The sequence below is a fragment of the Marinomonas algarum genome, from assembly GCF_020532605.1.
Taxonomy (GTDB): Bacteria; Pseudomonadota; Gammaproteobacteria; order Pseudomonadales; family Marinomonadaceae; genus Marinomonas; species Marinomonas algarum.
In genome coordinates this window covers 35,730-57,728 of sequence record NZ_JAJATW010000017.1, presented here as the reverse complement: position 1 = coordinate 57,728, position 21,999 = coordinate 35,730, and the positions used below count along the sequence as shown (strand labels likewise).

The following is a 21,999-nucleotide window of genomic DNA, read 5'->3' as shown; positions in this document are numbered from 1 at the left end:
TGAGCCTTATGATCGAACAAGCCTTTGAAATACTCGGTGTTACGCCCAGAGAAACCCAGCTCTATCAAACCTTATTAAAACTAGGGCCAGCATCTATTCGAGACATTGCTGAACACAGCGGCATTAACCGTGGAACCGCTTACGAGTCGCTGAAACAATTGCAAACAAAAGGCATCGTAAGCTACTTCCCTAAGGGAAAACGTCGCTTTTTCATGGCGGAAAATCCCGATATTCTGTTGAACTTAGCAGAAGAAAAACGCAACCGTTTAAATAAAACCATCGATAATCTAAAAAACACCATCATTCCCAACCTGCACCAGCAGCAACCCGATTATCATCAGGCTAATGTAAGGTATTACGAAGGCGATGATGGCATCGAATGGGTGTTGCGCGACATTTTAAACGTGGTTTCGCAACAAGACCATAAGGAATATTGTGTGTTTTCATCGAAACCCATCCGACCATTTTTGTATCGCCCTTTTCCAAATTATACAAAACAGCGAGTCAAATTGGGCATTAACGTAAAAGTGATTGCTCTGGGGGATGGCGGTGAAGAAGCTGAGTTATCAGAACGTAAGTGGATTAAAACCGAAGGCTCTGTCGACGCCAGTTATATTGCGGTTTATCCGCCCAAATGTGCCATCATTTCACTGGCGAGTAATAACTTCCCCTCTGCCGTTGTACTGGAGTCTAAAGACATTGCCAAGGCTCAGCAGATTATCTTTGATACACTGTGGAAGATGCTGTAAGTAAAAGGGTTATCAGTATTGATGGATGGCTAACGCTAACCGGTACAATGGAGACAATAAAAAAGCAGCCTAGAAGCTGCTTTTTTTGATTTCTCAACTCAACACATCCGCTTACTTTTGCTGACGGAACTGTTGAATAGTACGCAAGCGGGCCATGGCTTCTGCCAGTTCCACTGTCGCACGAGAATAATCGACATCAGGTTGTTGATTCGCAAAAAGCTCTTTTGCATGTTCTTGAGCTTTTAGTGCGGCCTCTTCGTCCAGATCTCTTGCACGAGTGGCTGAGTTAGCCAAGACAGTGACGCGGTGTGGTTGAACTTCTAGGAAGCCACCAGACACGAAGATAAACTCTTCGTCACCATTTTCTTTAACCACACGAACAGGACCAGGTTCTAGAGTTGTCAACAATTGAGCGTGACCGGGCATAATACCCAGATCACCGTAGCTGCCTGAAGCGACAAGATATTGAACCTGACCGGAAAAAATCTCTTGCTCAGCGCTTACGATATCGCAGAGTACTGTGATAGCCATAAGTTGCCTCTCTTAGTCATACTCAGTAAAAGTACCAAAAGGCACTTTTACTTTGTGTGATGGTTAAAGTTTCTTAGCTTTCTCGACGGCTTCGTCGATGCTACCAATCATGTAGAACGCTTGCTCTGGAAGCTCGTCAAACTCGCCATCCAAAATGCCTTTAAAGCCGCGGATAGTATCTTTCAAAGAAACATACTTACCAGGTGCACCTGTAAAGACTTCCGCTACGAAGAAAGGCTGAGACAAGAAACGTTGGATTTTACGAGAACGGTTAACCGTTTGCTTATCTTCTTCAGATAACTCGTCCATACCCAAGATTGCAATGATGTCTTTCAATTCTTTATAACGTTGCAATACCATTTGTACGCCACGTGCTACGTCGTAATGCTCTTGACCGATAACAAGAGGGTCAAGCTGACGTGAAGTAGAATCTAGCGGATCGATCGCTGGGTAGATACCCAAAGATGCGATGTCACGAGACAATACAACGGTTGCGTCCAAGTGAGAGAAAGTGGTTGCTGGAGACGGGTCAGTCAAGTCATCGGCAGGTACGTATACCGCTTGAACAGACGTGATAGAGCCAGTCTTAGTAGAGGTGATACGTTCTTGCAGAACACCCATCTCTTCAGCAAGTGTAGGCTGGTAACCTACCGCAGATGGCATACGACCTAGCAATGCAGATACTTCCGTACCCGCAAGCGTGTAACGGTAGATGTTATCTACGAAGAAAAGTACGTCACGACCTTCGTCACGGAATTTCTCTGCCATGGTCAAACCCGTCAAAGCAACACGTAGACGGTTACCTGGTGGCTCGTTCATTTGACCGTATACAAGAGATACTTTATCGATTACGTTCGAATCAGTCATCTCATGGTAGAAGTCGTTACCCTCACGAGTACGCTCACCTACACCAGCAAATACAGAGTAACCGCTGTGCTCGATCGCGATGTTACGGATAAGCTCCATCATGTTTACGGTTTTACCTACACCGGCACCACCAAACAGACCAACTTTACCACCTTTCGCGAAAGGACAAACAAGGTCGATTACCTTGATGCCTGTTTCTAGCAATTCGTTACTAGAAGACTGCTCAGCGTATGAAGGCGCAGAACGGTGAATCGACCAACGCTCTTCTTCACCGATAGGGCCTTTCTCATCGATCGGGTTACCTAGAACGTCCATAATACGTCCTAGTGTTTTTGTACCAACAGGAACAGAAACCGGTTTGTTGGTGTTATCAACAGCCAAACCACGCTTCATACCATCAGTCGAACCCATGGCGATAGTACGAACAACACCATCACCTAGTTGTTGTTGAACTTCCAACACCAACTCTTTGCCCTCGATAGTCAGGGCATCATATACTTTTGGCACGCTATCACGTGGGAATTCCACGTCGATAACCGCACCGATAATCTGTACGATTTGTCCGCTACTCATGTTCGGATCCTCTTAAATACCTAAATACCTTAAACCGCTGCCGCGCCACTCACTATCTCAGAAATTTCCTGAGTGATGGCTGCTTGACGAGCCTTGTTGTACACCAACTGCAATTCATCAATGATGTCACCAGCGTTGTCGGTTGCGTTTTTCATCGCAAGCATTCGAGATGCTTGTTCACACGCAATGTTTTCAACAACTGCCTGATAAACTTGAGACTCAATATAGCGAACCAATAATTCGTTCAAAATTTCAACGGGTTCTGGCTCGTAAATGTAATCCCAGTGGTGCTGTAACTCTGTATTCTCTTCCGCTTTCAATGGCAAAAGCTGCTCGACTTTCGGTGTCTGAGTCATGGTATTCACGAACTCGTTAGACACGACATAAAGACGATCAATGCGACCTTCATCAAATGCGTCTAGCATCACCTTAACGCTACCGACTAGGTCGTCCGCTTTGGGTGCATCACCTAATCCGGTGAAGGCTGCTGTGACATTTCCGCCGTAGTTGCGAAAGAATGAAACGGCTTTACTACCAATAGCACAAACATCAATCTCGACGTTGTTATCAGCAAACTGCTTCATGTCTTTAATCGCTGCTTTGAACACGTTAATGTTCAAACCGCCACACAAACCACGATCAGAAGAGACTACGATATAACCAACACGATTCGCCTTACGTTCGGTAAGGTAACGGTGTTTATACTCAGGATTCGCGTTGGCCAAATGACCAACTACTTGGCGAATTCGTTCCGCATACGGACGAGAAGCGGCCATACGATCCTGAGCTTTACGCGTTTTACTTGCCGCTACTTTTTCCATAGCACGAGTAATTTTACGCGTATTGTTAATGCTCGAAATCTGAGTACGTATCTCTTTTCCGACTGCCATAATAGAACTGCCCTTGTGAGAATGTTATTTCACAAACTGCAACAAGATGGTGACAAACTCACAAAGAGCTTATCACCAACGTCATTACCAAGTTTGCGTCGCTTTAAACTTCTCGATTGCCGCTTTTAATGTCGCTTCAATCTCGCCGTTAAAATTACCTGTTTTGTTGATGCTAGCCATTAGATCAGCGTGTTCGCTGTTCATGTAGCCTAACAATGCTGTTTCAAAACTGCTAATTTTGCTTGTTTCAACATCTTCAAGGTAGCCATCATTGGCAGCGTAAAGAACTACACCCATGTCTGCGACAGGCATAGGAGAGAACTGTTTCTGTTTCATCAGTTCCGTTACTTGCTTACCGTGTTCTAGCTGCTTACGAGTTGCTTCATCTAGGTCAGAAGCGAACTGAGCGAATGCCGCCAATTCACGGTACTGAGCCAAGGCAAGACGAATACCACCACCAAGCTTCTTAACAATCTTAGTTTGCGCTGCACCACCTACACGGGATACAGAGATACCTGCGTTCATCGCTGGACGAATACCGGCATTAAACAAGCTTGTTTCAAGGAAGATCTGACCATCGGTAATGGAGATAACGTTAGTCGGTACGAAAGCCGATACGTCACCACCTTGTGTTTCGATGATTGGCAACGCCGTCAAAGAACCGGTTTGACCTTTCACTTCACCGTTGGTGAATTTCTCTACGTATTCTTCGTTTACACGAGAAGCACGCTCAAGAAGACGGGAGTGAAGGTAGAATACGTCACCTGGGTAAGCTTCACGACCTGGCGGACGACGAAGTAGCAAAGAGATTTGACGGTAAGCCCAAGCTTGTTTTGTCAAATCATCATATACGATCAACGCATCTTCACCGCGGTCACGGAAGTATTCACCCATAGTACAGCCAGTGTATGGCGCTAGGAAAAGCATTGACGCTGGATCAGAAGCACCGGCAGAAACGACTGTGGTGTATTCCATCGCGCCAGCTTCTTCAAGCTTACGTACTACGTTGGCAATGGTAGATTGTTTCTGACCAATGGCTACGTAGACACACTTAATGCCGCTGTTTTTCTGAGCAATGATAGTATCGATTGCTAGCGCTGTTTTACCAACCTGACGGTCACCGATGATCAACTCACGCTGACCACGACCTACTGGTACCATGGCATCGATTGCCTTGTAACCGGTTTGGATTGGTTGATCAACAGACTGACGGGCGATAACGCCCGGTGCTACTTTCTCAACTTTATCTGTTATTTTTGCATCGATTGCGCCTTTGCCGTCGATTGGGTTACCCAATGCGTCAACAACACGACCTAGCAATTCAGGACCGACTGGAACTTCCAGAATACGACCTGTACATTTTACTTTTTGACCTTCTACAAGGTCTTGGTATTGACCCAATACGACCGCACCAACAGAGTCACGCTCTAGGTTCAAGGCCATACCGTAAACACCACCAGGGAATTCAATCATTTCCCCGTACATAACATCTGCCAAGCCGTGGATCAGAACGATACCGTCTGCCACACTGACAATTGTGCCCTCATTTTGGGCGTCAGAAGACACATCAAGATTCTCGATGCGCTTCTTAATAATCTCGCTGATCTCAGATGGATTCAGTTGCTGCATGCTAAATTCCTCAACCCGGTTTCGATTTAACGAAACACTAGGAGTTTATCGCCTCGGACAGTTTCGCTAGTTTACCGCGAACTGAACCGTCGATGATTAAGTCACCTGTACGAATAACCACGCCACCGATTAGGCTTGCGTCTGTTTCACTGGTTAAGTTGACCGTACGATCCAACTTTTTGCTCAGTGAAGCGGCTAGTGTTTGTGCTTGTTCTGCTGTTAATTCGAAGGCTGTCGTAAACTTCACGTTTACCGCTTTTTCAAAATTCAGTTTGAACTGTGAAAATAACTCAGAAATAGCAGGAATCAGCGTTAAACGATTATTCACCGCAAGGGTCAATAAGAATGCTTTACCTTGTTCTGTGGTTACTTCTGCACAAACATCTGCTAGAGCGCTTGCCTTCTCTTCCGCACTAAAAGCCGTATTTCCAAGTGCTTTCTTAAGCTTAGGTTCCATCGTTACAACAGCTAACGTATTTAACATGTTAGACCATTCTGCAATGTGTCCTTGCTCTCGAGCAACTTCGAAAACCGCTTTAGCGTACGGTCGCGCGACTGTTTTTAATTCAGCCATTAGACCCTCGCTTAAAGCTCTTTGGCGAGCTGTTCAACGATCTCGCTATGTGCTTTCTCGTCAATGGTGGCTCCCAAAATCTTCTCGGCACCAGCAAATGCAAGAACGGAAACTTGAGCACGTAATGCTTCTTTAGCACGCATTACGTCTTGTTCGATCTCTGCTTGAGCTACTTCGCGCAGACGCTTGCCATCGGCAATTACCTGCTCTTTTGCCTCGTCGACCATTTGGTTCGCACGTTTGTTGGCTTGTTCAATTATCTCGGCCGCGTTCTCTTTGCTTTCACGCAAGATTTGAGAGGCTTGTTCTTGTGCCAACTCAAGATCACGTGAAGCACGGTTCGCTGCTTCCAAACCGTCTGCAATTTTTTTGCTACGCTCTTCGAGCGCAGCAATCACTGGTGGCCACACAAATTTCATGCAGAACCAGACAAAAATCGCAAACGAGATAGCTTGGCCTAGAAGTGTGAGATTTAAATTCACGCTAATACCCTCGCTTTTAGTCGTTTAAAATAAATATCTACAAAGTTTTGCAGAATATTAACCAGCGACCAAAGCAACAAAAGGATTCGCGAAGGTAAAGAACAAAGCGATACCAACACCGATCATAGAAACCGCATCCAAAAGACCCGCTACGATAAACATTTTAGTTTGCAACATAGGGGCAAGCTCTGGTTGGCGAGCACTCGCTTCCAGAAATTTACCACCCAAGATGGCAAAACCAATGGCTGTACCTAGTGCAGCAAAGCCAATTAGCATTGCTACCGCGATTGCCGTCATACTTACTACTTGTTCCATTTTAACTCCTAATTTACACAGTTTTAGATTTACAAGGTTTAAAAAACACAGGGGGATTACAAAATCATTAATGCTCTTCGCTTGCCATACTTAGATATACAATGGTCAGCATCATAAAGATAAATGCTTGCAAGGTAATAATTAATATATGGAATATTGCCCATGGTACTGATAAAGCCCATTGTGCGAACCAAGGTAACACGGCAATCAAGATGAAGATCAACTCACCAGCATATAGGTTACCAAATAAACGCAACGCTAATGAGACAGGCTTAGCCAACAAACCAACCATTTCCAACACAAAATTGAATGGAATCATAATTGGAGTGTTAAAAGGTTGTAGTGTCAGCTCTTTTACGAAGCCACCAACGCCTTTAATACTAATACTGTAAAATATAATGAGGGCAAATACAGACAAAGACATACCAATAGTGGCGTTCATATCTGTTGTCGGTACGATCTTAAAGTAACTTAAGCCGAAGACGTCATGTGCCAGTCTTGGAATAAAATCAACCGGAATCAAATCCATCAAGTTCATCAAGAAAATCCAGACAAAAATAGTCAAGGCCAACGGCGCAATCACTTTACTTTTACCATGGTAACTTTCTTTGACAGAGTTATCGACAAAGTCGACCATTATCTCTACAAAATTCTGAAGTCCTTTTGGAGTATCTGTTGACGCTTTTTTTGCTGCCGTTCTAAACAACCATAAAAACAACACACCTAAACCAATAGAGAAACCCATTGTATCTAAATGAATTGCCCAAAAGCCCATATCAGCTGCTTCTTGTGCTGTTTCCGCAATACCCCAGCTACCATCAGGATGTTGACCGTAGGTCAGATTCTGAAGGTGGTGCTTTATGTATTCGGAAGCACTTGGATTTTCACTTGCCATAATTACATCCACGCTTTCAATTATTAAAATTGTATTCCTTTTTACTGACTATTGTTTCAGCAAAATAGGACTGAGCCAGTGACTCAGGATGGCAACCCCAAACCCTGCAAAAAAGTACTCTGCAGCGATCGGTTTTACCAAAATAAAAACCAACGACAATACAACCGCCGTTAACACTAACTTTCCCGCTTCCCCACGATAAAAGGACTTTACGACGTCTTTCGCCGAACGAACGCCTTTGTGAGCAAACACTCTCCAAGCCATATAAAGACTTGGCAACAAACTGCTTAAAGCACCCAATAAGAAAGAGTAACCATACAGACCACCAACTATGTAAAAAATTCCCAAGGAAATTAATAAAACAATGGCAATTTGTAACCCTAAGAAACGAAACACCGCTTTCTTCTTCGCGCTTATTAAAGCACTTGCGCTCAGCGGTTTATTGGTTTGCATTTCTTCGCTCTCTCGTTGCTCTAAAAAAGTGCAATCAATGTGATGTTTTACGAAATTCGACGCATTATAGGGGGAATAGCGACGGTGTTCAACTTAAACTGATTCTTATACTCACTATTTAGAAGCGTTATTTTAGCAATAGAAAATACAAGCTTCAGTTCACTTTTGTTTCGCCAATGAGCTCGTTTATCAGGTGTTCTAGGTGTTCCGCGTTGCGGTACTCAATGACTAGCTTGCCTTTTCCCTTGCTCGAAGGCTGTATTTTTACCGCGGCATTCATTTTTTGTGCAATACGCTCTGCCTCTGCACTCAAATCTGGCAAGGCAGGCTTAGGCGCCGTATTGTCTTTTGCATTCTGTAAACTTTTGACTAAACGTTCTGCTTCACGAACAGACAAAGACTTAGTCACTACTTGCGACGCCGCCTGTATTTGCAAATCATGCTCTAATGGCAACAGAGCACGAGCATGCCCCATTTCGATATCGCCATGCTCTAATAAACGTCGCACTTCCGGCGTCAAACCAAGAAGACGCAGTAAATTTGCGATTGTTGATCGTGATTTACCAATCGTATCGGCGACTTCTTGTTGGGTAAGCTGAAAATCGTCAATAAGGCGTTGTAACGCCAACGCCTCTTCAACCGGATTAAGATCTTCTCGTTGAATGTTTTCAATCAACGCCATAACAACCGCGTCTGCATCTTCAACATGGCGGACAATAACAGGGACTTGGGTTAATTCCGCTAATTTGGCCGCTCGCCAACGGCGCTCACCGGCAATGATCTCATATTGGTTTGTGGTAATTTGCCTCACCACAATCGGCTGCATGATACCTTGGTGACGAATTGACGCCGCTAGATCTTCTAGCTGACTGGCATTCATATCACGTCGAGGCTGGAACTTCCCTTTTGACAACCAATCAAGAGGCAGGTACGTCAGACCTTGTATCTCATCCGTCGCCACCTCGTCGTTTTCCGTTGTCGTATTTTTCACCTGGGGAGCCAATAGTGCATCCAAGCCACGACCTAAGCCTCTTTTCTTTATTGTCATTGGTTGTCACCTAATTGAGAGTGAGCAAAAATCTGTCTTCATGTTGAATTACGAACCCGACCGTCGAATAAACTCACCTGCCAAAGCAAGATAAGCAATGGCGCCACGAGACTTTTTCTCATAATGCAACACAGGAACGCCATAGCTTGGCGATTCAGCCAAACGAATATTGCGAGGGATGACGGTGTCGTAGACCTTCTCACCAAAGTGCTTATGAAGCTGGCTAGAAACATCATGTGTCAAACTGGGTCGAGGGTCATACATGGTGCGCAAAATCCCTTCAACTTGCAAAGAAGGATTCAATGCTTGAGTAATGCGCTCAATGGTTTGCAGTAACGCTGTTAATCCCTCTAGAGCGTAGTATTCGCACTGTACAGGAATGAGTACGCCATGGGAGGCTGCAAGCGCATTGACGGTCAACATGTTCAAGGCGGGGGGACAGTCTAAAAGAATATAGTCAAACGTCTGATCGACTTCATACAGGCCCGCTCTAAGACGTGTTTCTTTGCTGGGTAAATCCAACAAGACCACTTCGGCTCCGGTAAGGTCACCGTTTGCAGGCAATACCCAGTAGTCTCCAGGCGACACCTTGACCATCACTTCTTTTATACTGTGTGTACCCACTAATACGTCGTAAACACTGGTTTCTAAAGATTCTTTGCTTAGGCCACTGCCGGTTGTTGCGTTTCCTTGAGGGTCTAAATCAATAAGCAAAACCCGACGCTTCATTGCAGCAAGGGACGCCGCTAAATTCACACACGTGGTGGTTTTACCGACACCTCCTTTTTGATTCGTGACTGCAATGATTTTGGCCATACTTTATCCTTTACGAGTCATCACAACTAGGTGACGTTCAGCGTGAATCGTTGGCACACTGAGTGGTGAGACAGAATCCACACTCACGGCATCAGGCAAAGCGGTGATTTCATCGTGCGGGTACACGCCCTTCATCGCAAGAAAATTGCCGGTATTATTAGGCAACGGTAGTGTCCAAGTAATCATATCAACTAAAGAAGCAAAAGCGCGTGATATCACATGATCGTATTCACCTTGATGAGCATGCTTTTCTACACGTTCATTGGCAACGGTGACATTATCAATACCTAACTCCATTTTTACCTGGGTCAAAAAGCGTGTTTTTTTGCCATTGCTGTCGAGCAAAGTAAACTCTTTTTCAGGGTAACAAATGGCCAGCACCATTCCGGGTAATCCAGGTCCCGTTCCCACATCAATGATTTTCTGTCCCGTAATAAAAGGCAATGTGGCCAAACTGTCCAGTAGATGCAAAGAAATCATCTGCTCAACATCACGGATAGCGGTTAGGTTATACGCTTTGTTCCATTTTTCTAACATGGCTAGATAACGGACAAGTGTCTGAATAGTCTCTTCAGAAAGTGTTGCGCCCATCTGCTGGGCGCCTTTTTGAATGGTGTCAAAATGTGTCACAGTTGATCCATATAGTGAGGAGTTGTCGGCTGATACTGTTTAACTAGGCCGTTTTGCGTGCAATAGCCCGTTTTTTTAAGTGTATCAACAATAAAGAGACCGCTGCAGGCGTTACTCCCGGAATACGTGAGGCCGCAGCAAGGGTAGCTGGACGCGATTGTGTCAGCTTCTGCTTAATTTCATTTGACAAGCCTTCCATGTTGGAATAGTCCATATCGTCTGGTAATTCTGTATTTTCTTGTCGGCGCAAACGCTCAATGTCTTCGGCTTGTCTCGTGATGTAGCCTGCGTACTTTACCGCAATCTGCACTTGCTCTGAAACCTGCTCATCAACGGCCTGTTCAGGGGCATTTTTTAGGTTAGCGATGTCAGCGTATACGATATTTGGACGTTTTAATAAGTCTAATAAGCTGTATTCATGGCTAATAGGCGTTTCTAGTTTAGGGTTGATGATGTCAGCTTCTGGCGAATTAGGCACAATCCAGTTGGATTTTAAACGCTGCGTCTCTAATTCAATGGCTTCACGTTTTTGACAAAATGCCGACCAACGTGCATCCGATACCAAGCCCAACTCACGACCTTTCTCGGTCAAACGCATATCGGCGTTGTCTTCTCGTAAAATCAATCGGTATTCCGCTCGACTGGTGAACATACGATAAGGCTCTTTGGTACCCATCGTAATTAGATCATCGACTAAAACGCCTAAATACGCTTCATCACGACGTGGTGTCCAGGCGTCTTTTTCTTGCGCGAGTCGTGCCGCGTTTGTTCCCGCTAACAAACCTTGTGCACCAGCTTCTTCATAGCCTGTGGTGCCGTTGATTTGTCCGGCGAAAAACAAACCAGGCATATGTTTTGTCTCTAAAGAATACTTTAAATCCTGTGGATTAAAATAATCGTACTCTATGGCGTAACCAGGACGAGTAATATGGGCATTTTGCATGCCTTTCATTGAGCGTACTAACTCAATTTGTACGTCAAAAGGTAAGGAAGTAGAAATACCGTTCGGGTACAGTTCGTGAGTCGTTAAACCTTCTGGCTCAATGAAAATTTGGTGAGAATTTTTATCGGCAAAACGAACAATTTTATCTTCAATGGAAGGGCAATAACGAGGCCCAACGCCTTCAATAACCCCTGTGTACATAGGGGATCTGTCCATACCCGCGCGAATGATGTCGTGGGTCGCTTCATTAGTATGGGTGATAAAGCAGTTAATTTGTTCTGGATGTTGGGCACGGTTCCCCATGTAGGACATGACAGGGGTAATGTCGTCACCTGGTTGCGCTATCATCTGGGAGAAATCGACTGAACGTGCATCAATACGGGGCGGCGTACCGGTTTTTAAGCGATCGACACGAAAAGGTAGAGCACGCAGTTTCTCAGCTAAACCAATGGACGGCGGATCTCCAGCACGACCACCAGAATGGTTTTCTAGACCAATATGAATGATACCACCTAAAAAAGTTCCTGCTGTTAGCACGACAGTTTTACTCTTAAACCGAATGCCTGTCTGAGTTACGACACCACGCGCTGCACCTTCTTCAACAATAAGGTCTTCAACGGACTGTTGAAATAGCCAGAGATTTTCTTGATTTTCCAATGTGTGACGAACAGCAGCCTTATATAAAATACGATCTGCTTGAGCACGTGTAGCACGTACTGCTGGGCCTTTCCGTGAATTAAGAGTACGAAATTGAATGCCTGCTTTATCTGTTGCCAGTGCCATCACACCATCTAACGCATCGATTTCTTTTACCAGATGGGATTTGCCTATTCCCCCAATGGCCGGATTACAGGACATTTGTCCTAGCGTTTCAATATTGTGTGAAAGCAAAAGGGTTTTGACCCCCATACGTGCTGCAGCTAATGCGGCTTCTGTACCAGCATGTCCGCCACCAACGACGATCACATCAAAGCGACTTGGGAAATCCACAGGAACCTCGGTATTACAAAGTAAATAGAAAATGGGTAAAAATCGATCAGTCATCGATAAGGTCGCCTAGTATATAGGCAAATCTACAAAAAGAAAGCGACGAGGCACTTTGTAACCGGTCATCAATATTACTATATTAAGTTAATATATAAGATCTTTTATGTTTGTTATGTTTATATAGCATCAAATTTTCTGTTGATAACTAATTAAAAATTATATTTTTCATGGATTTAAGTGGATAACATCTTGTTAACGACCCCCCTTGATTCCTGTTATGTGGATAACCCTTTCTTGTGTATAAGTGAGGTAGTTATACAGACTAAAAATTTTTCCCCTGACTTGTTAAATTCTGTGCAAAACTTCTTATCACTCTATTACCATACTTATCAACAGATCGATTTTATAATTATTCTGTTAATAAACTCTTGTTTATTAACAGTTTTTTTGGAAAAATGCTCTTTTTTTGCGAAACTTATGAAAAATTTAATCCACAGCCAAAAAAAGTAAAATAATTTCCTACCCTAAATTGTTTTTAAAAAATATACACAGTTTTATCTTTTTTCCTGTCGATGTTATTGGCGTTACTCAACCGTATTTTTCTAGCCGATGTATAACTTCAACGGTTTTTCGCCCGTTTTTATCTGACTGATGTGTGGATAATGGACGGGTTTGATTTTTTTAGCCGAGTGGTCTATATTTTGGAGACAATTAACACAGGCAGTGATAAAAAACTGAGTGGCATGTGATGAATGCAAAAATAATTTCTAAACCCAAACGTGGTCGTGGTAGGCCAAAAAAGCAGGCAGTAGAAACACTTGAGACACGTGAATTATTATTACGTGCAGGGATGGCGATGCTGACACAAACAGGGTTTATGCAAAGCAGTATTGATCCAATTTTAAAGTCCGTCGGTGTACCCAAAGGGTCTTTTTACTACTATTTTTCGAGTAAAGAAGTGTTTGGTTTGGCAGTATTAGCGCGCTACCGACGTTACTTTGAAGCCAAACTCGATGGTTTTTTGTTGGATGAGGCTTTTTTACCACTAGACAGGTTGGAACGCTTTGCCCTTGATGCTCAGGATGGAATGGCACGACATGATTTCAAGCGCGGTTGTTTGGTGGGTAATTTAGAGCAGGAATCCAGCTTGTTGTCGGAAGCATTTCAGCAGGCGTTAAAAGAGACTTATCAAAGTTGGCAATCTCGCGTTGCATCCTGTTTAAGAGAGGCAGAAAAGCAAACGTTAATTGCGGAAAATAGCCAAATAGACCGGTTATCGCAGGCGTTTTGGATAGGATGGGAAGGCGCAGTACACAGATCAAGATTAGAAAAAAGCGGTGAGGCTTTAACCGTGTTTATTGAGTTTTACCTTGGTGCTATTCGACTGAATTAGTCACTAAAGTCCATGCCAAATCCATGATTTGGTTTTTTTAACTATTTTATTAGACGATTGGTCTATATTAGGAGAATGTATGTTTAAAGGCGTGTTAATCACCCAAGAAATAGATAATGACAGAAAAAAAAGCGTTGCCGCTGTTACTGATTTAGATGAAACCCAGCTGCCTGAAGGCGATGTGCTGGTTGAGGTGCATTACAGTACCCTGAACTATAAAGACGGTTTGGCTATTACGGGAAAGGGCCCCGTTGTTCGTTCTTTTCCAATGGTGCCTGGCATTGACCTAGTGGGTAAAGTCATCAGCAGCGATTCACCTCGTTTTAATACGGGAGAGATGGTGGTACTCAATGGTTTTGGCGTGGGTGAAGTTCATTGGGGCGGATTAGCTGAGCACGCACGTCTTAAAAGTGAGTGGTTGATTCCTATTCCTCAAGGCGTTGAAGCGAAACACGCCATGGCCATTGGCACAGCGGGTTATACCGCGATGTTGTCGGTACTGGCGCTGGAAAAACAGGGCGTGACACCGGATGCTGGCGATATTTTAGTAACAGGCGCCAACGGTGGTGTGGGCAGTTACGCGATTCGTATCTTAAACCGCTTGGGGTATCGTGTTGTTGCGTCTACGGGTCGAATGGAAGAAGCGGATTACTTAAAAAACCTGGGTGCCGATGATGTTATAGATCGACATACCTTGTCTGAGCCCGGTAAACCGTTACAAAAAGAACGTTGGGCTGGGGTAATAGATTGTGTTGGGAGTCATACGTTGGCCAACGCCTGTGCGAGTACTCAGTACGGCGGTGTAGTGACCTCTTGTGGGCTTGCACAGGGCATGGATTTTCCCGCCTCTGTTGCGCCTTTTATTTTACGTGGCGTGAAATTGATCGGCATTGACAGTGTTATGCGACCTTTAGCAGACCGGATGGAGGCGTGGCAACGACTGAGTGAACTGTTGCAGCCAGAAGATTATGATGCCATCAGTGAAGAAATTACCCTCGATCAAGTGGTTGAAACGGCCTATAAATTGCTTGATGGTAAAGTACGAGGTCGTGTTTTGGTGAATATGAAAGCGCAATAATTCGCGCTTTCATTCCTTCGATACGACAGATTCGCTAAGACAGACTTGTTATGACAGACATTGTATTTAGAAGGGAACCAACATGAAAATAGTGATTGCACCGGATTCGTTCAAAGAAAGTCTCACTGCCCTCAAGGTCGCAGAGGCGATTGAGGTCGGTTTTCGTCAGGTATTGCCACAGGCTGAATACATTAAAGTGCCGATGGCGGACGGCGGAGAAGGCACGGTGCAATCCATGGTGGATGCGACACAGGGTCAAACCATTGATCTTGAAGTCACAGGCCCGTTGGGCAATAAAGTGATGGCACAATACGGTATTTTAGGAGCGACCGCGGGTCGACTCCCGACTACCGCCGTAATAGAAATGGCCTCGGCATCGGGTTTGCACTTGGTGCCTCGTGATCAGCGTGACCCACGTTACACCACCAGCTTTGGTACCGGAGAGCTGATCAAAGACGCTCTTGATCGTGGCATTAAGCACATTATTTTAGGTTTAGGAGGCAGCGCTACGAACGATGCCGGTATTGGGCTTGCCCAAGCGTTGGGTATTCAATGCCAAGACGATAAGCATCAAGCGTTGCCTTTTGGTGGTATGGCGATCACACAGTTGCGCCACATTGATGTGAGTCAGGCGCATCCTTTGCTCGCTGATTGTCGCGTGGAAGTGGCTTGCGATGTCGACAACCCCTTGTGCGGCGATCGTGGTGCCAGTGCGATTTTTGGTCCACAAAAAGGGGCCACTCCCGAGATGGTCGTGACACTCGATAATGCTTTAGGGCATTTTGCCGATGTGCTGGTGCAACAAGGTTTTCCGGATTATCGACTAGAAGCCGGTGTCGGCGCGGCAGGTGGCATGGGGTTAGCGGCCAAGGCTTTTCTGAATGCCCAGTTAAAGCCTGGTATTGAAATCGTTATGGATACCGTTGGTTTAAACGACATACTGCAAGGTGCCGATCTTGTTATCACCGGCGAAGGCCGAATGGATGGTCAAACCGTGTTTGGTAAAACCCCGATGGGCGTGTTGAAAAAAGCCCTAGTAAATAAGGTGCCAACCATTGGTATTGCTGGGTGTCTAGGTCAGGATGCAGAAGCGATTTTAGACCAGGGCATGGTCGCAATTTTCCCCATTATCCCTACTCTTGACACGTTAGACACGGTACTAGCGCAAGCCGAAAAGAATCTGATTAATACCTCATATAACATCGCCTCAATGCTTAAATTGGGTAAAAACCTCACCTAAGCATCGACGCTTTGTTGTCGTAATAACCGTTATTTGCCGATACAAAACGAGCCGAAGATGCGACCTAATAGGTCGTCACTGGTAAAGGCCCCCGTGATTTCACTGAGGGCTTGTTGTGCTTCTTTAAGGTCTTCAGCAAGCAGTTCACCGGCACCGTAACCGTGCAGTTGTTCGTTGCCAGCGTCTAAGAAGCGATTGGCTTTGTTAAGCGCTTCAATATGTCGACGACGCGCAATAAAACCGCCTTCAGTGGTGCTGTCGAAGCCCATAACGGCTTTTAAATGTTCTGTTAGGCTATCAACGCCCTCTCCTGTCTTTGCTGACAAAGACACAACAGACACGCCTGCTATGGTTTCCAACCCTGTTCCTTCTTTTGTTAAATCCACTTTATTGCGCACTAGGGTTAGGTGTTTGGTGTCCCCTAACTTCTCCATAAATTCCGGCCAGATTTCATTCGGATCTTTAGAGTCGATGGACTCGCTGTCCACCATCATTAAAATACGATCGGCTTTGGTGATCTCGTCCCAAGCCCGTTGAATCCCAATGCGTTCGACCTCATCAGGGCTGTCTCGCAAACCAGCGGTATCGATAATATGCAGCGGCATACCATCTAGGTGAATATGCTCGCGTAATACGTCCCGAGTGGTGCCTTCAATATTGGTGACAATCGCCGACTCTTTACCGGATAACGCGTTGAGTAAGCTGGATTTCCCTGCGTTAGGACGGCCAGCAATCACCACGCTCATGCCCTCTCGAATTAAGGCGCCCTGGCTGGCTTCTTTGAGTACATCGGCTAATTTTGCTTGAATACCAGCGAGATCATTGGCGACCTTACCATCGCCAATAAAATCAATTTCTTCTTCCGGAAAATCGATGGCGGCTTCCACATAAATCCGCAAATGAATCAGGGCTTCGACCAGCTCGTCAACACGAGTCGAAAATGCGCCTTGCAAAGAACGCAGTGCGCATTTTGCCGCTTGCTCTGAAGTACTGTCGATCAAATCGGCAATGGCTTCGGCTTGGGTTAGGTCCATTTTGTCGTTCATAAAGGCGCGTTCTGAGAATTCACCGGGTCGTGCCAAACGAGCGCCTAAAGCCACACAATGACTCAATAGCATGTCCATAATGACTGGACCACCGTGACCTTGTAGCTCAAACACATCTTCGCCAGTAAAGGAGTTAGGGCCTGGAAAATACAGGGCTAACCCCATATCGAGTTGATCTTTTTTGGCGTCTTTGAAAGGAACATAATGGGCGTATCTAGGCGTTGGTTCAAAGCCGACAATCTGCTTAGCAATCGCTAAACTCTTTGGGCCAGACAAACGAATGATACCCACACCGCCACGGCCAGGAGCAGTGGCTTGTGCGGCGATAGTGTCTTGGTCGGTGGCGTATTGGAAATCAGTCATAATCAAACCTAGTGTTGTTTGGTCGATGAGGTTGTGTACTTGTGGATGTACTGAGTTGACAAAAAAGGCCTCCCAATGGGAAGCCTTTTTGATTCAAAACACAGCGCATTGTTGCGTATTAGGCTTCTTTTTCAATGCGTTTGGTAATGATGTACTGCTGTACAATCGACAAGGTGTTGTTGGTCACCCAGTATAGAACCAAACCACTTGGGAACCACAAGAAGAAGAAGGTAAATGCGATTGGCATAATCTTCATGATACGCGCTTGCATTGGGTCTGGCGGTGTTGGGTTCAACATCTGTTGCCCCAACATACTCAAGCCCATCAAGATTGGCAAAATGAAATAGGGATCCATGACAGACAAGTCATTGATCCATAGGAAGAATGGCGCATGACGCAATTCAACTGACTCCATTAATACCCAATACAAAGAAAGGAACACGGGCATCTGCACTAAGATCGGCAAACAACCACCCAGTGGGTTGATCTTTTCTTTCTTGTAGAGCGTCATCATGGCTTGTGACATAGCTTGTCTGTCATCGCCGTGCTGCTCTTTGAGCTTAGCGATTTCAGGACCAAATTTACGCATTTTCGCCATAGAACGATAGCTGGTGGCGGATAGCTTAAAGAAGACCGCTTTCACACACACAACCACTAAGATAATGGCAATACCCCAGTTAATCACGAAGGACTGAATCAAGGTTAATAGCCAAAATAAAGGCTTCGCTAACCACCATAACCAACCATAATCGACGGTCAATTCAAGGTTTTCAGCGGTATCCTGTAGATGATCTTGCAGTTTTGGGCCGACGTAAAACGTCGAGCTCAAGGTACCTTGAGTCCCGGGTGCTACTTCAACCGCAGAACCTGTAAAACCAATGATATTAAAATCACCGTTTGTACGTGCCTGAATTGTCACTTTCTGACCTTGCTCTGGCACCCAAGCGGAGACAAAGTAATGCTGAAGAATCGCTACCCAACCTTGTGTTGTGGTAGTTTTAATAGGTTCTTCTGCCATATCAGAAAAAGAAATCTTGTCGTACTTGGTTTCTTCGTTTGAAATTGCCCCACCCAAATAAGGCTGTAAGCCCATGCTGGTGGCTTGGCTCGGATCAGGCGTATTATCACGTTTGATTTGCGCGAACAAATTACCACGCCACGTGGTGGTCGCTGCGTTATCCACAGTGATTAATTGACGAATACGGTATTTTCCAGCACTGAAACGGAAAGTTTTCGTGTATTTCACGCCGTTTGCATCGGTGTAATACAAATTTACGTCAAGAGAATCTTCCCCTTCCGTCAAACGGTATGATGTTTGCTCGGACTGATAAACAGGACGACCTTCTGAAGACGCATCAGGACCATTTCGGCCTACCAAACCACTTTGAGTGACGTAGGTTTGTTCGGTGCTGTCAGCCAAAATGACAAAAGGATCGGGTTTACCCAACTCTTTCTTGTATTGCAAAAGCGCGGCTTCAACAATGTCACCCCCTACTGGGTTGATGGCCACACGCAAAGTATCCGTGGTGACTTCAATCAGCTTTCCTGGTGCAAGTTGTTTGGCATTGTCTGGAATGTCGGTATTGGCTTGATTGCCACTTTGAGTTGCCATCGGCAAATCATCACGGGTTTCTAAGCTAGTATCGGTTTGAGATTGTGTGCTTTGAGCTACGCTTTGTGTGGACTGAGGACCATAATCTTGGCTCCACTGTAAAAACAGCATGTAGCCACTGATAAAAAGCGCACCCCATAAAAAGTAACGTCTGAAATCCATGGTATTCAACTAATTTGTTTGGTTGGACAATAGGTTCACAGAACCCTTATAAAAATCACGCGCTATTAAACCAGCCTTTAGCAGTTTTTTCAGCCTATTTTTGCTTAGACTGATCGCGTTTTTGAGTTTGGAGTGGTTTTTGCGCTTTTTTCGCCAATTGACGCCAAGCTTTATCGAGTCGACGGTGCAAATCAGCGTTGTCTAGCTCTTTAATGCCTTGTCTTGCTAAAAAGACAATGTCTAGACCAGAAAGCGGAGTTTTATGGTGACGAAAGGAATCACGCACCAAACGTTTGATACGATTCCGTCCTACTGCGCGTTTATCGGTTTTTTTGGACACAATCAAACCTAAGCGAGCTTGGTCGTCATCACGTTTTCGTGCCAATAAAAGAAATTCGCCAGCAAAGACTTTGGAGGAGGTTCCGTTAAAAACGGATTGATAATCCTCGGCATTCAGAAGTCTGACATGCCGAGGAAAACAATAATCGGTCATCAGCGATTTTATGCGCTTAATGCCTTGCGTCCGCGAGCACGACGACGAGCGATAACGCGACGTCCGCCTTTAGTAGCCATACGAGCACGGAAACCGTGATTGCGTTTGCGTTTTAGAACGCTAGGTTGAAAAGTTCTTTTCATCTTTATTCTCTCACTGAATGCAGTGTTTGAGTTTTGAGGGTTAGCGGCCGCCAAGCCTCTACATTTGATCGTCAAATCAGGGCGCGGATTTTAGAGACTTTTCTTAGCAAATTCAATGTTTATCGACCGACAAATTTTTTAAAAAACAAGCCACACTTCATTAAACACTTATCAACAGGATTTGTATGAAAAAGTGGATAATAAAAATGACCAAGCATTAGTTTATCCACAAAGAGAAAAAACTAAAAAAATTGTGTATTAAATTCAAGATGCTAAAAACTTATTCACCTGTTAGTAAAATAAAAATAGTCATCGGGTATGATGTGAATAAGTGTTATGGATATGCACAAAAAAGGATGTTATCTACTGCTGTGTATAACTTTTCTTGTGATTATTATTTTTCTTGCACCATCTGATCCCCGTCTTTTTTTATTTATATGTGGATAACTTTAGAGGGCCAATGTAAAATCGGTTTCTTATCTGTCACTCAACCAGGGAGTACGTCTAAAGTGTCTTTGGAACATTGGGATCTTTGTCTGCAGCGCTTGCAGGGTGAGTTTTCCACATCTCAATTCAATACCTGGATTCGTCCATTGCAGGCTGAAATCTTGCCCAGTGGCGAACTGTGCTTAAGTGCACCAAACCGTTTTGTATTGGATTGGGTGAGTAACAAATATCAAGCGCGTATTAAGGAATTATTGTCTGAGTTTGCCGGCGACGATTTAGCCCCAGCTTTAAAGTTGACGGTCAAAGCGCAAAACTTTGCACAAAACACGGCCATGTCGGCACCTCCCCCTCCTATCGCCAGTGCACCTCCTGTCAGTCCTTTAAACAACGACGTGGTGAGCGAATCCGGTTATCGTCCAGGCTTTGGTTTAATGGATGACGAAGAAGGCAGCCCCCATGCTGATTTAGAGTTCGAAGCGCCTTTGACTTTGTCGGCTAATGGACGAGGTTTGCGCGGTGAATTAGAACCTTATGAACAGGGGCAACTGCCTTTAGCGGTTCCGAAGCGTAAGGTGCAGGTTGAAGGTGGGATTAATCATGGTGCCAACCTAAATAATTCTTTTACCTTTGATAACTTTGTCGAAGGTAAGTCGAACCAGTTGGCTCATGCCGCTGCGTTGCAAGTGGCTGAGAATCCAGGCGGTGCCTACAACCCTTTGTTTATTTATGGTGGCGTTGGCTTGGGTAAAACCCACTTAATGCAAGCCGTCGGTACAGAATTAATGCGCCATAATCCCAACGCAAAAGTCGTGTATCTGCACTCTGAGCGTTTTGTGGCAGACATGGTAAAAGCCTTGCAACTTAACGCAATCAACGATTTTAAACGCTATTATCGTTCTGTTGATGCTCTATTAATCGATGATATTCAGTTTTTTGCCGGTAAGGATCGTACCCAAGAAGAGTTTTTTCATACTTTTAATGCTTTGTTAGAAGGCGGCCAGCAGATGATTCTGACCTGTGACCGTTACCCAAAAGAAATTCAAGGGCTAGAAGACCGACTGAAATCTCGCTTCGGCTGGGGACTCACTGTGGCGATTGAGCCGCCCGAATTGGAAACTCGAGTCGCTATCTTGATGCGTAAGGCGGATGAAAGTGGCATTAAATTGTCCTATGACTCGGCATTTTTTATCGCACAAAAAATTCGTTCTAATGTCCGAGAGTTAGAAGGCGCTCTAAAGCGAGTTATTGCTAACTCACATTTTACGGGTCGTGCGATTACTCCTGATTTTGTTCGTGAGTCATTAAAAGATCTTTTGGCCTTGCAAGACAAGCTGGTGAACATTGATAATATCCAGCGTATTGTGGCGGAATATTACAAAATTAAGATCAGTGATCTGTTATCGAAACGCCGCAGCCGCTCCGTGGCGCGCCCTCGTCAGGTTGCCATGTCGTTGGCGAAAGAATTAACGAATCACAGTTTGCCGGAAATTGGCGACGCCTTTGGCGGTCGCGATCACACCACGGCATTGCATGCGATTCGTAAGATAAAAGAGTTACAAGACACGGATTCCGATATCCGTGAAGACTACAAACAATTAATGCGAATTCTGACCACCTGATGGTCTAAGACTTTGAGTTTA

At 44.9% G+C, this 21,999-nt stretch carries 22 protein-coding genes; 5 read left to right on the top strand and 17 right to left on the bottom strand.

From position 1 onward, the window contains the following. The first annotated feature begins 8 nt into the window (after positions 1-8). On the top strand, positions 9-749 hold the full coding sequence (locus LG368_RS11465) for a TrmB family transcriptional regulator (protein WP_226754862.1): 741 nt from the start codon (positions 9-11) through the stop codon (positions 747-749). Positions 750-860: 111 nt separating this feature from the next. Here the strand turns inward: LG368_RS11465 and LG368_RS11460 are convergent, their stop codons facing one another. The 13 genes from LG368_RS11460 to mnmG all read right to left on the bottom strand — a co-directional run bounded on the left by LG368_RS11460 (position 861) and on the right by mnmG (position 12,385). Beyond that, positions 861-1,280 (bottom strand): F0F1 ATP synthase subunit epsilon, encoded by a 420-nt coding sequence (locus LG368_RS11460; protein WP_226754861.1) that lies wholly within the window; start codon positions 1,278-1,280, stop codon positions 861-863. A 63-nt stretch (positions 1,281-1,343) separates the two neighbouring features. Then, positions 1,344-2,720: a F0F1 ATP synthase subunit beta gene (atpD, locus tag LG368_RS11455; protein ID WP_226754860.1), complete on the bottom strand. Its 1,377-nt coding sequence runs from the start codon at positions 2,718-2,720 to the stop codon at positions 1,344-1,346. Positions 2,721-2,749: 29 nt separating this feature from the next. Further along, a complete protein-coding gene (atpG, locus tag LG368_RS11450) occupies positions 2,750-3,610 on the bottom strand; it encodes a F0F1 ATP synthase subunit gamma (protein WP_226754859.1) in 861 nt (286 codons plus the stop codon). Between the two features lie 84 nt (positions 3,611-3,694). Beyond that, positions 3,695-5,239: a F0F1 ATP synthase subunit alpha gene (atpA, locus tag LG368_RS11445; protein WP_226754858.1), complete on the bottom strand. Its 1,545-nt coding sequence runs from the start codon at positions 5,237-5,239 to the stop codon at positions 3,695-3,697. A 37-nt stretch (positions 5,240-5,276) separates the two neighbouring features. After that, positions 5,277-5,813 carry a F0F1 ATP synthase subunit delta gene (locus LG368_RS11440; RefSeq protein ID WP_226754857.1) on the bottom strand — a complete coding sequence of 179 codons (537 nt, stop codon included), beginning with the start codon at positions 5,811-5,813 and terminating at the stop codon, positions 5,277-5,279. A gap of 11 nt (positions 5,814-5,824) precedes the next feature. Further along, positions 5,825-6,295 carry a F0F1 ATP synthase subunit B gene (locus LG368_RS11435; protein ID WP_226754856.1) on the bottom strand — a complete coding sequence of 157 codons (471 nt, stop codon included), beginning with the start codon at positions 6,293-6,295 and terminating at the stop codon, positions 5,825-5,827. A gap of 57 nt (positions 6,296-6,352) precedes the next feature. After that, a complete protein-coding gene (gene atpE / locus LG368_RS11430; protein WP_226754855.1) occupies positions 6,353-6,610 on the bottom strand; it encodes a F0F1 ATP synthase subunit C in 258 nt (85 codons plus the stop codon). 67 nt (positions 6,611-6,677) lie between these two features. Next, positions 6,678-7,505, bottom strand: coding sequence for a F0F1 ATP synthase subunit A (gene atpB, locus LG368_RS11425; RefSeq protein WP_226754854.1), 828 nt, complete (start codon positions 7,503-7,505; stop codon positions 6,678-6,680). Between the two features lie 48 nt (positions 7,506-7,553). Next, positions 7,554-7,958: an ATP synthase subunit I gene (locus LG368_RS11420; RefSeq protein WP_226754853.1), complete on the bottom strand. Its 405-nt coding sequence runs from the start codon at positions 7,956-7,958 to the stop codon at positions 7,554-7,556. Between the two features lie 154 nt (positions 7,959-8,112). Beyond that, on the bottom strand, positions 8,113-9,006 hold the full coding sequence (locus tag LG368_RS11415; RefSeq protein WP_226754852.1) for a ParB/RepB/Spo0J family partition protein: 894 nt from the start codon (positions 9,004-9,006) through the stop codon (positions 8,113-8,115). A gap of 48 nt (positions 9,007-9,054) precedes the next feature. Further along, a complete protein-coding gene (locus tag LG368_RS11410; RefSeq protein ID WP_226754851.1) occupies positions 9,055-9,822 on the bottom strand; it encodes a ParA family protein in 768 nt (255 codons plus the stop codon). 3 nt (positions 9,823-9,825) lie between these two features. After that, positions 9,826-10,452 (bottom strand): 16S rRNA (guanine(527)-N(7))-methyltransferase RsmG, encoded by a 627-nt coding sequence (gene rsmG / locus LG368_RS11405; protein ID WP_226754850.1) that lies wholly within the window; start codon positions 10,450-10,452, stop codon positions 9,826-9,828. 43 nt (positions 10,453-10,495) lie between these two features. Then, the gene (gene mnmG / locus LG368_RS11400) at positions 10,496-12,385 is read right to left on the bottom strand and encodes a tRNA uridine-5-carboxymethylaminomethyl(34) synthesis enzyme MnmG (protein WP_226754875.1); all 1,890 of its coding nucleotides are present in this window, start codon (positions 12,383-12,385) and stop codon (positions 10,496-10,498) included. A 745-nt stretch (positions 12,386-13,130) separates the two neighbouring features. On the opposite strand from mnmG, the gene acuR reads away from it, so the two are divergent. The 3 genes from acuR (at position 13,131) to LG368_RS11385 (ending at position 16,093) form a co-directional block, all read left to right on the top strand. Then, positions 13,131-13,775: an acrylate utilization transcriptional regulator AcuR gene (gene acuR / locus LG368_RS11395; RefSeq protein WP_226754849.1), complete on the top strand. Its 645-nt coding sequence runs from the start codon at positions 13,131-13,133 to the stop codon at positions 13,773-13,775. 79 nt (positions 13,776-13,854) lie between these two features. Next, positions 13,855-14,853, top strand: coding sequence for an acrylyl-CoA reductase (NADPH) (acuI, locus tag LG368_RS11390; RefSeq protein WP_226754848.1), 999 nt, complete (start codon positions 13,855-13,857; stop codon positions 14,851-14,853). A gap of 82 nt (positions 14,854-14,935) precedes the next feature. After that, on the top strand, positions 14,936-16,093 hold the full coding sequence (locus LG368_RS11385) for a glycerate kinase (RefSeq protein ID WP_226754847.1): 1,158 nt from the start codon (positions 14,936-14,938) through the stop codon (positions 16,091-16,093). Positions 16,094-16,122: 29 nt separating this feature from the next. Here the strand turns inward: LG368_RS11385 and mnmE are convergent, their stop codons facing one another. The 4 genes from mnmE to rpmH all read right to left on the bottom strand — a co-directional run bounded on the left by mnmE (position 16,123) and on the right by rpmH (position 19,912). Beyond that, a complete protein-coding gene (gene mnmE / locus LG368_RS11380) occupies positions 16,123-17,502 on the bottom strand; it encodes a tRNA uridine-5-carboxymethylaminomethyl(34) synthesis GTPase MnmE (RefSeq protein WP_226754846.1) in 1,380 nt (459 codons plus the stop codon). Positions 17,503-17,620: 118 nt separating this feature from the next. Continuing rightward, a complete protein-coding gene (gene yidC, locus LG368_RS11375) occupies positions 17,621-19,276 on the bottom strand; it encodes a membrane protein insertase YidC (protein ID WP_226754845.1) in 1,656 nt (551 codons plus the stop codon). A gap of 94 nt (positions 19,277-19,370) precedes the next feature. After that, entirely contained in the window at positions 19,371-19,769 is a 399-nt protein-coding gene (gene rnpA, locus LG368_RS11370) for a ribonuclease P protein component (RefSeq protein ID WP_226754844.1), read from the bottom strand. An 8-nt stretch (positions 19,770-19,777) separates the two neighbouring features. Then, positions 19,778-19,912: a 50S ribosomal protein L34 gene (gene rpmH, locus LG368_RS11365; RefSeq protein WP_226754843.1), complete on the bottom strand. Its 135-nt coding sequence runs from the start codon at positions 19,910-19,912 to the stop codon at positions 19,778-19,780. Positions 19,913-20,421: 509 nt separating this feature from the next. Here rpmH and dnaA point away from each other — a divergent pair. Continuing rightward, positions 20,422-21,978, top strand: a complete 1,557-nt coding sequence (gene dnaA / locus LG368_RS11360; protein ID WP_226754842.1) for a chromosomal replication initiator protein DnaA — start codon at positions 20,422-20,424, stop codon at positions 21,976-21,978. Positions 21,979-21,999: the final 21 nt, after the last annotated feature.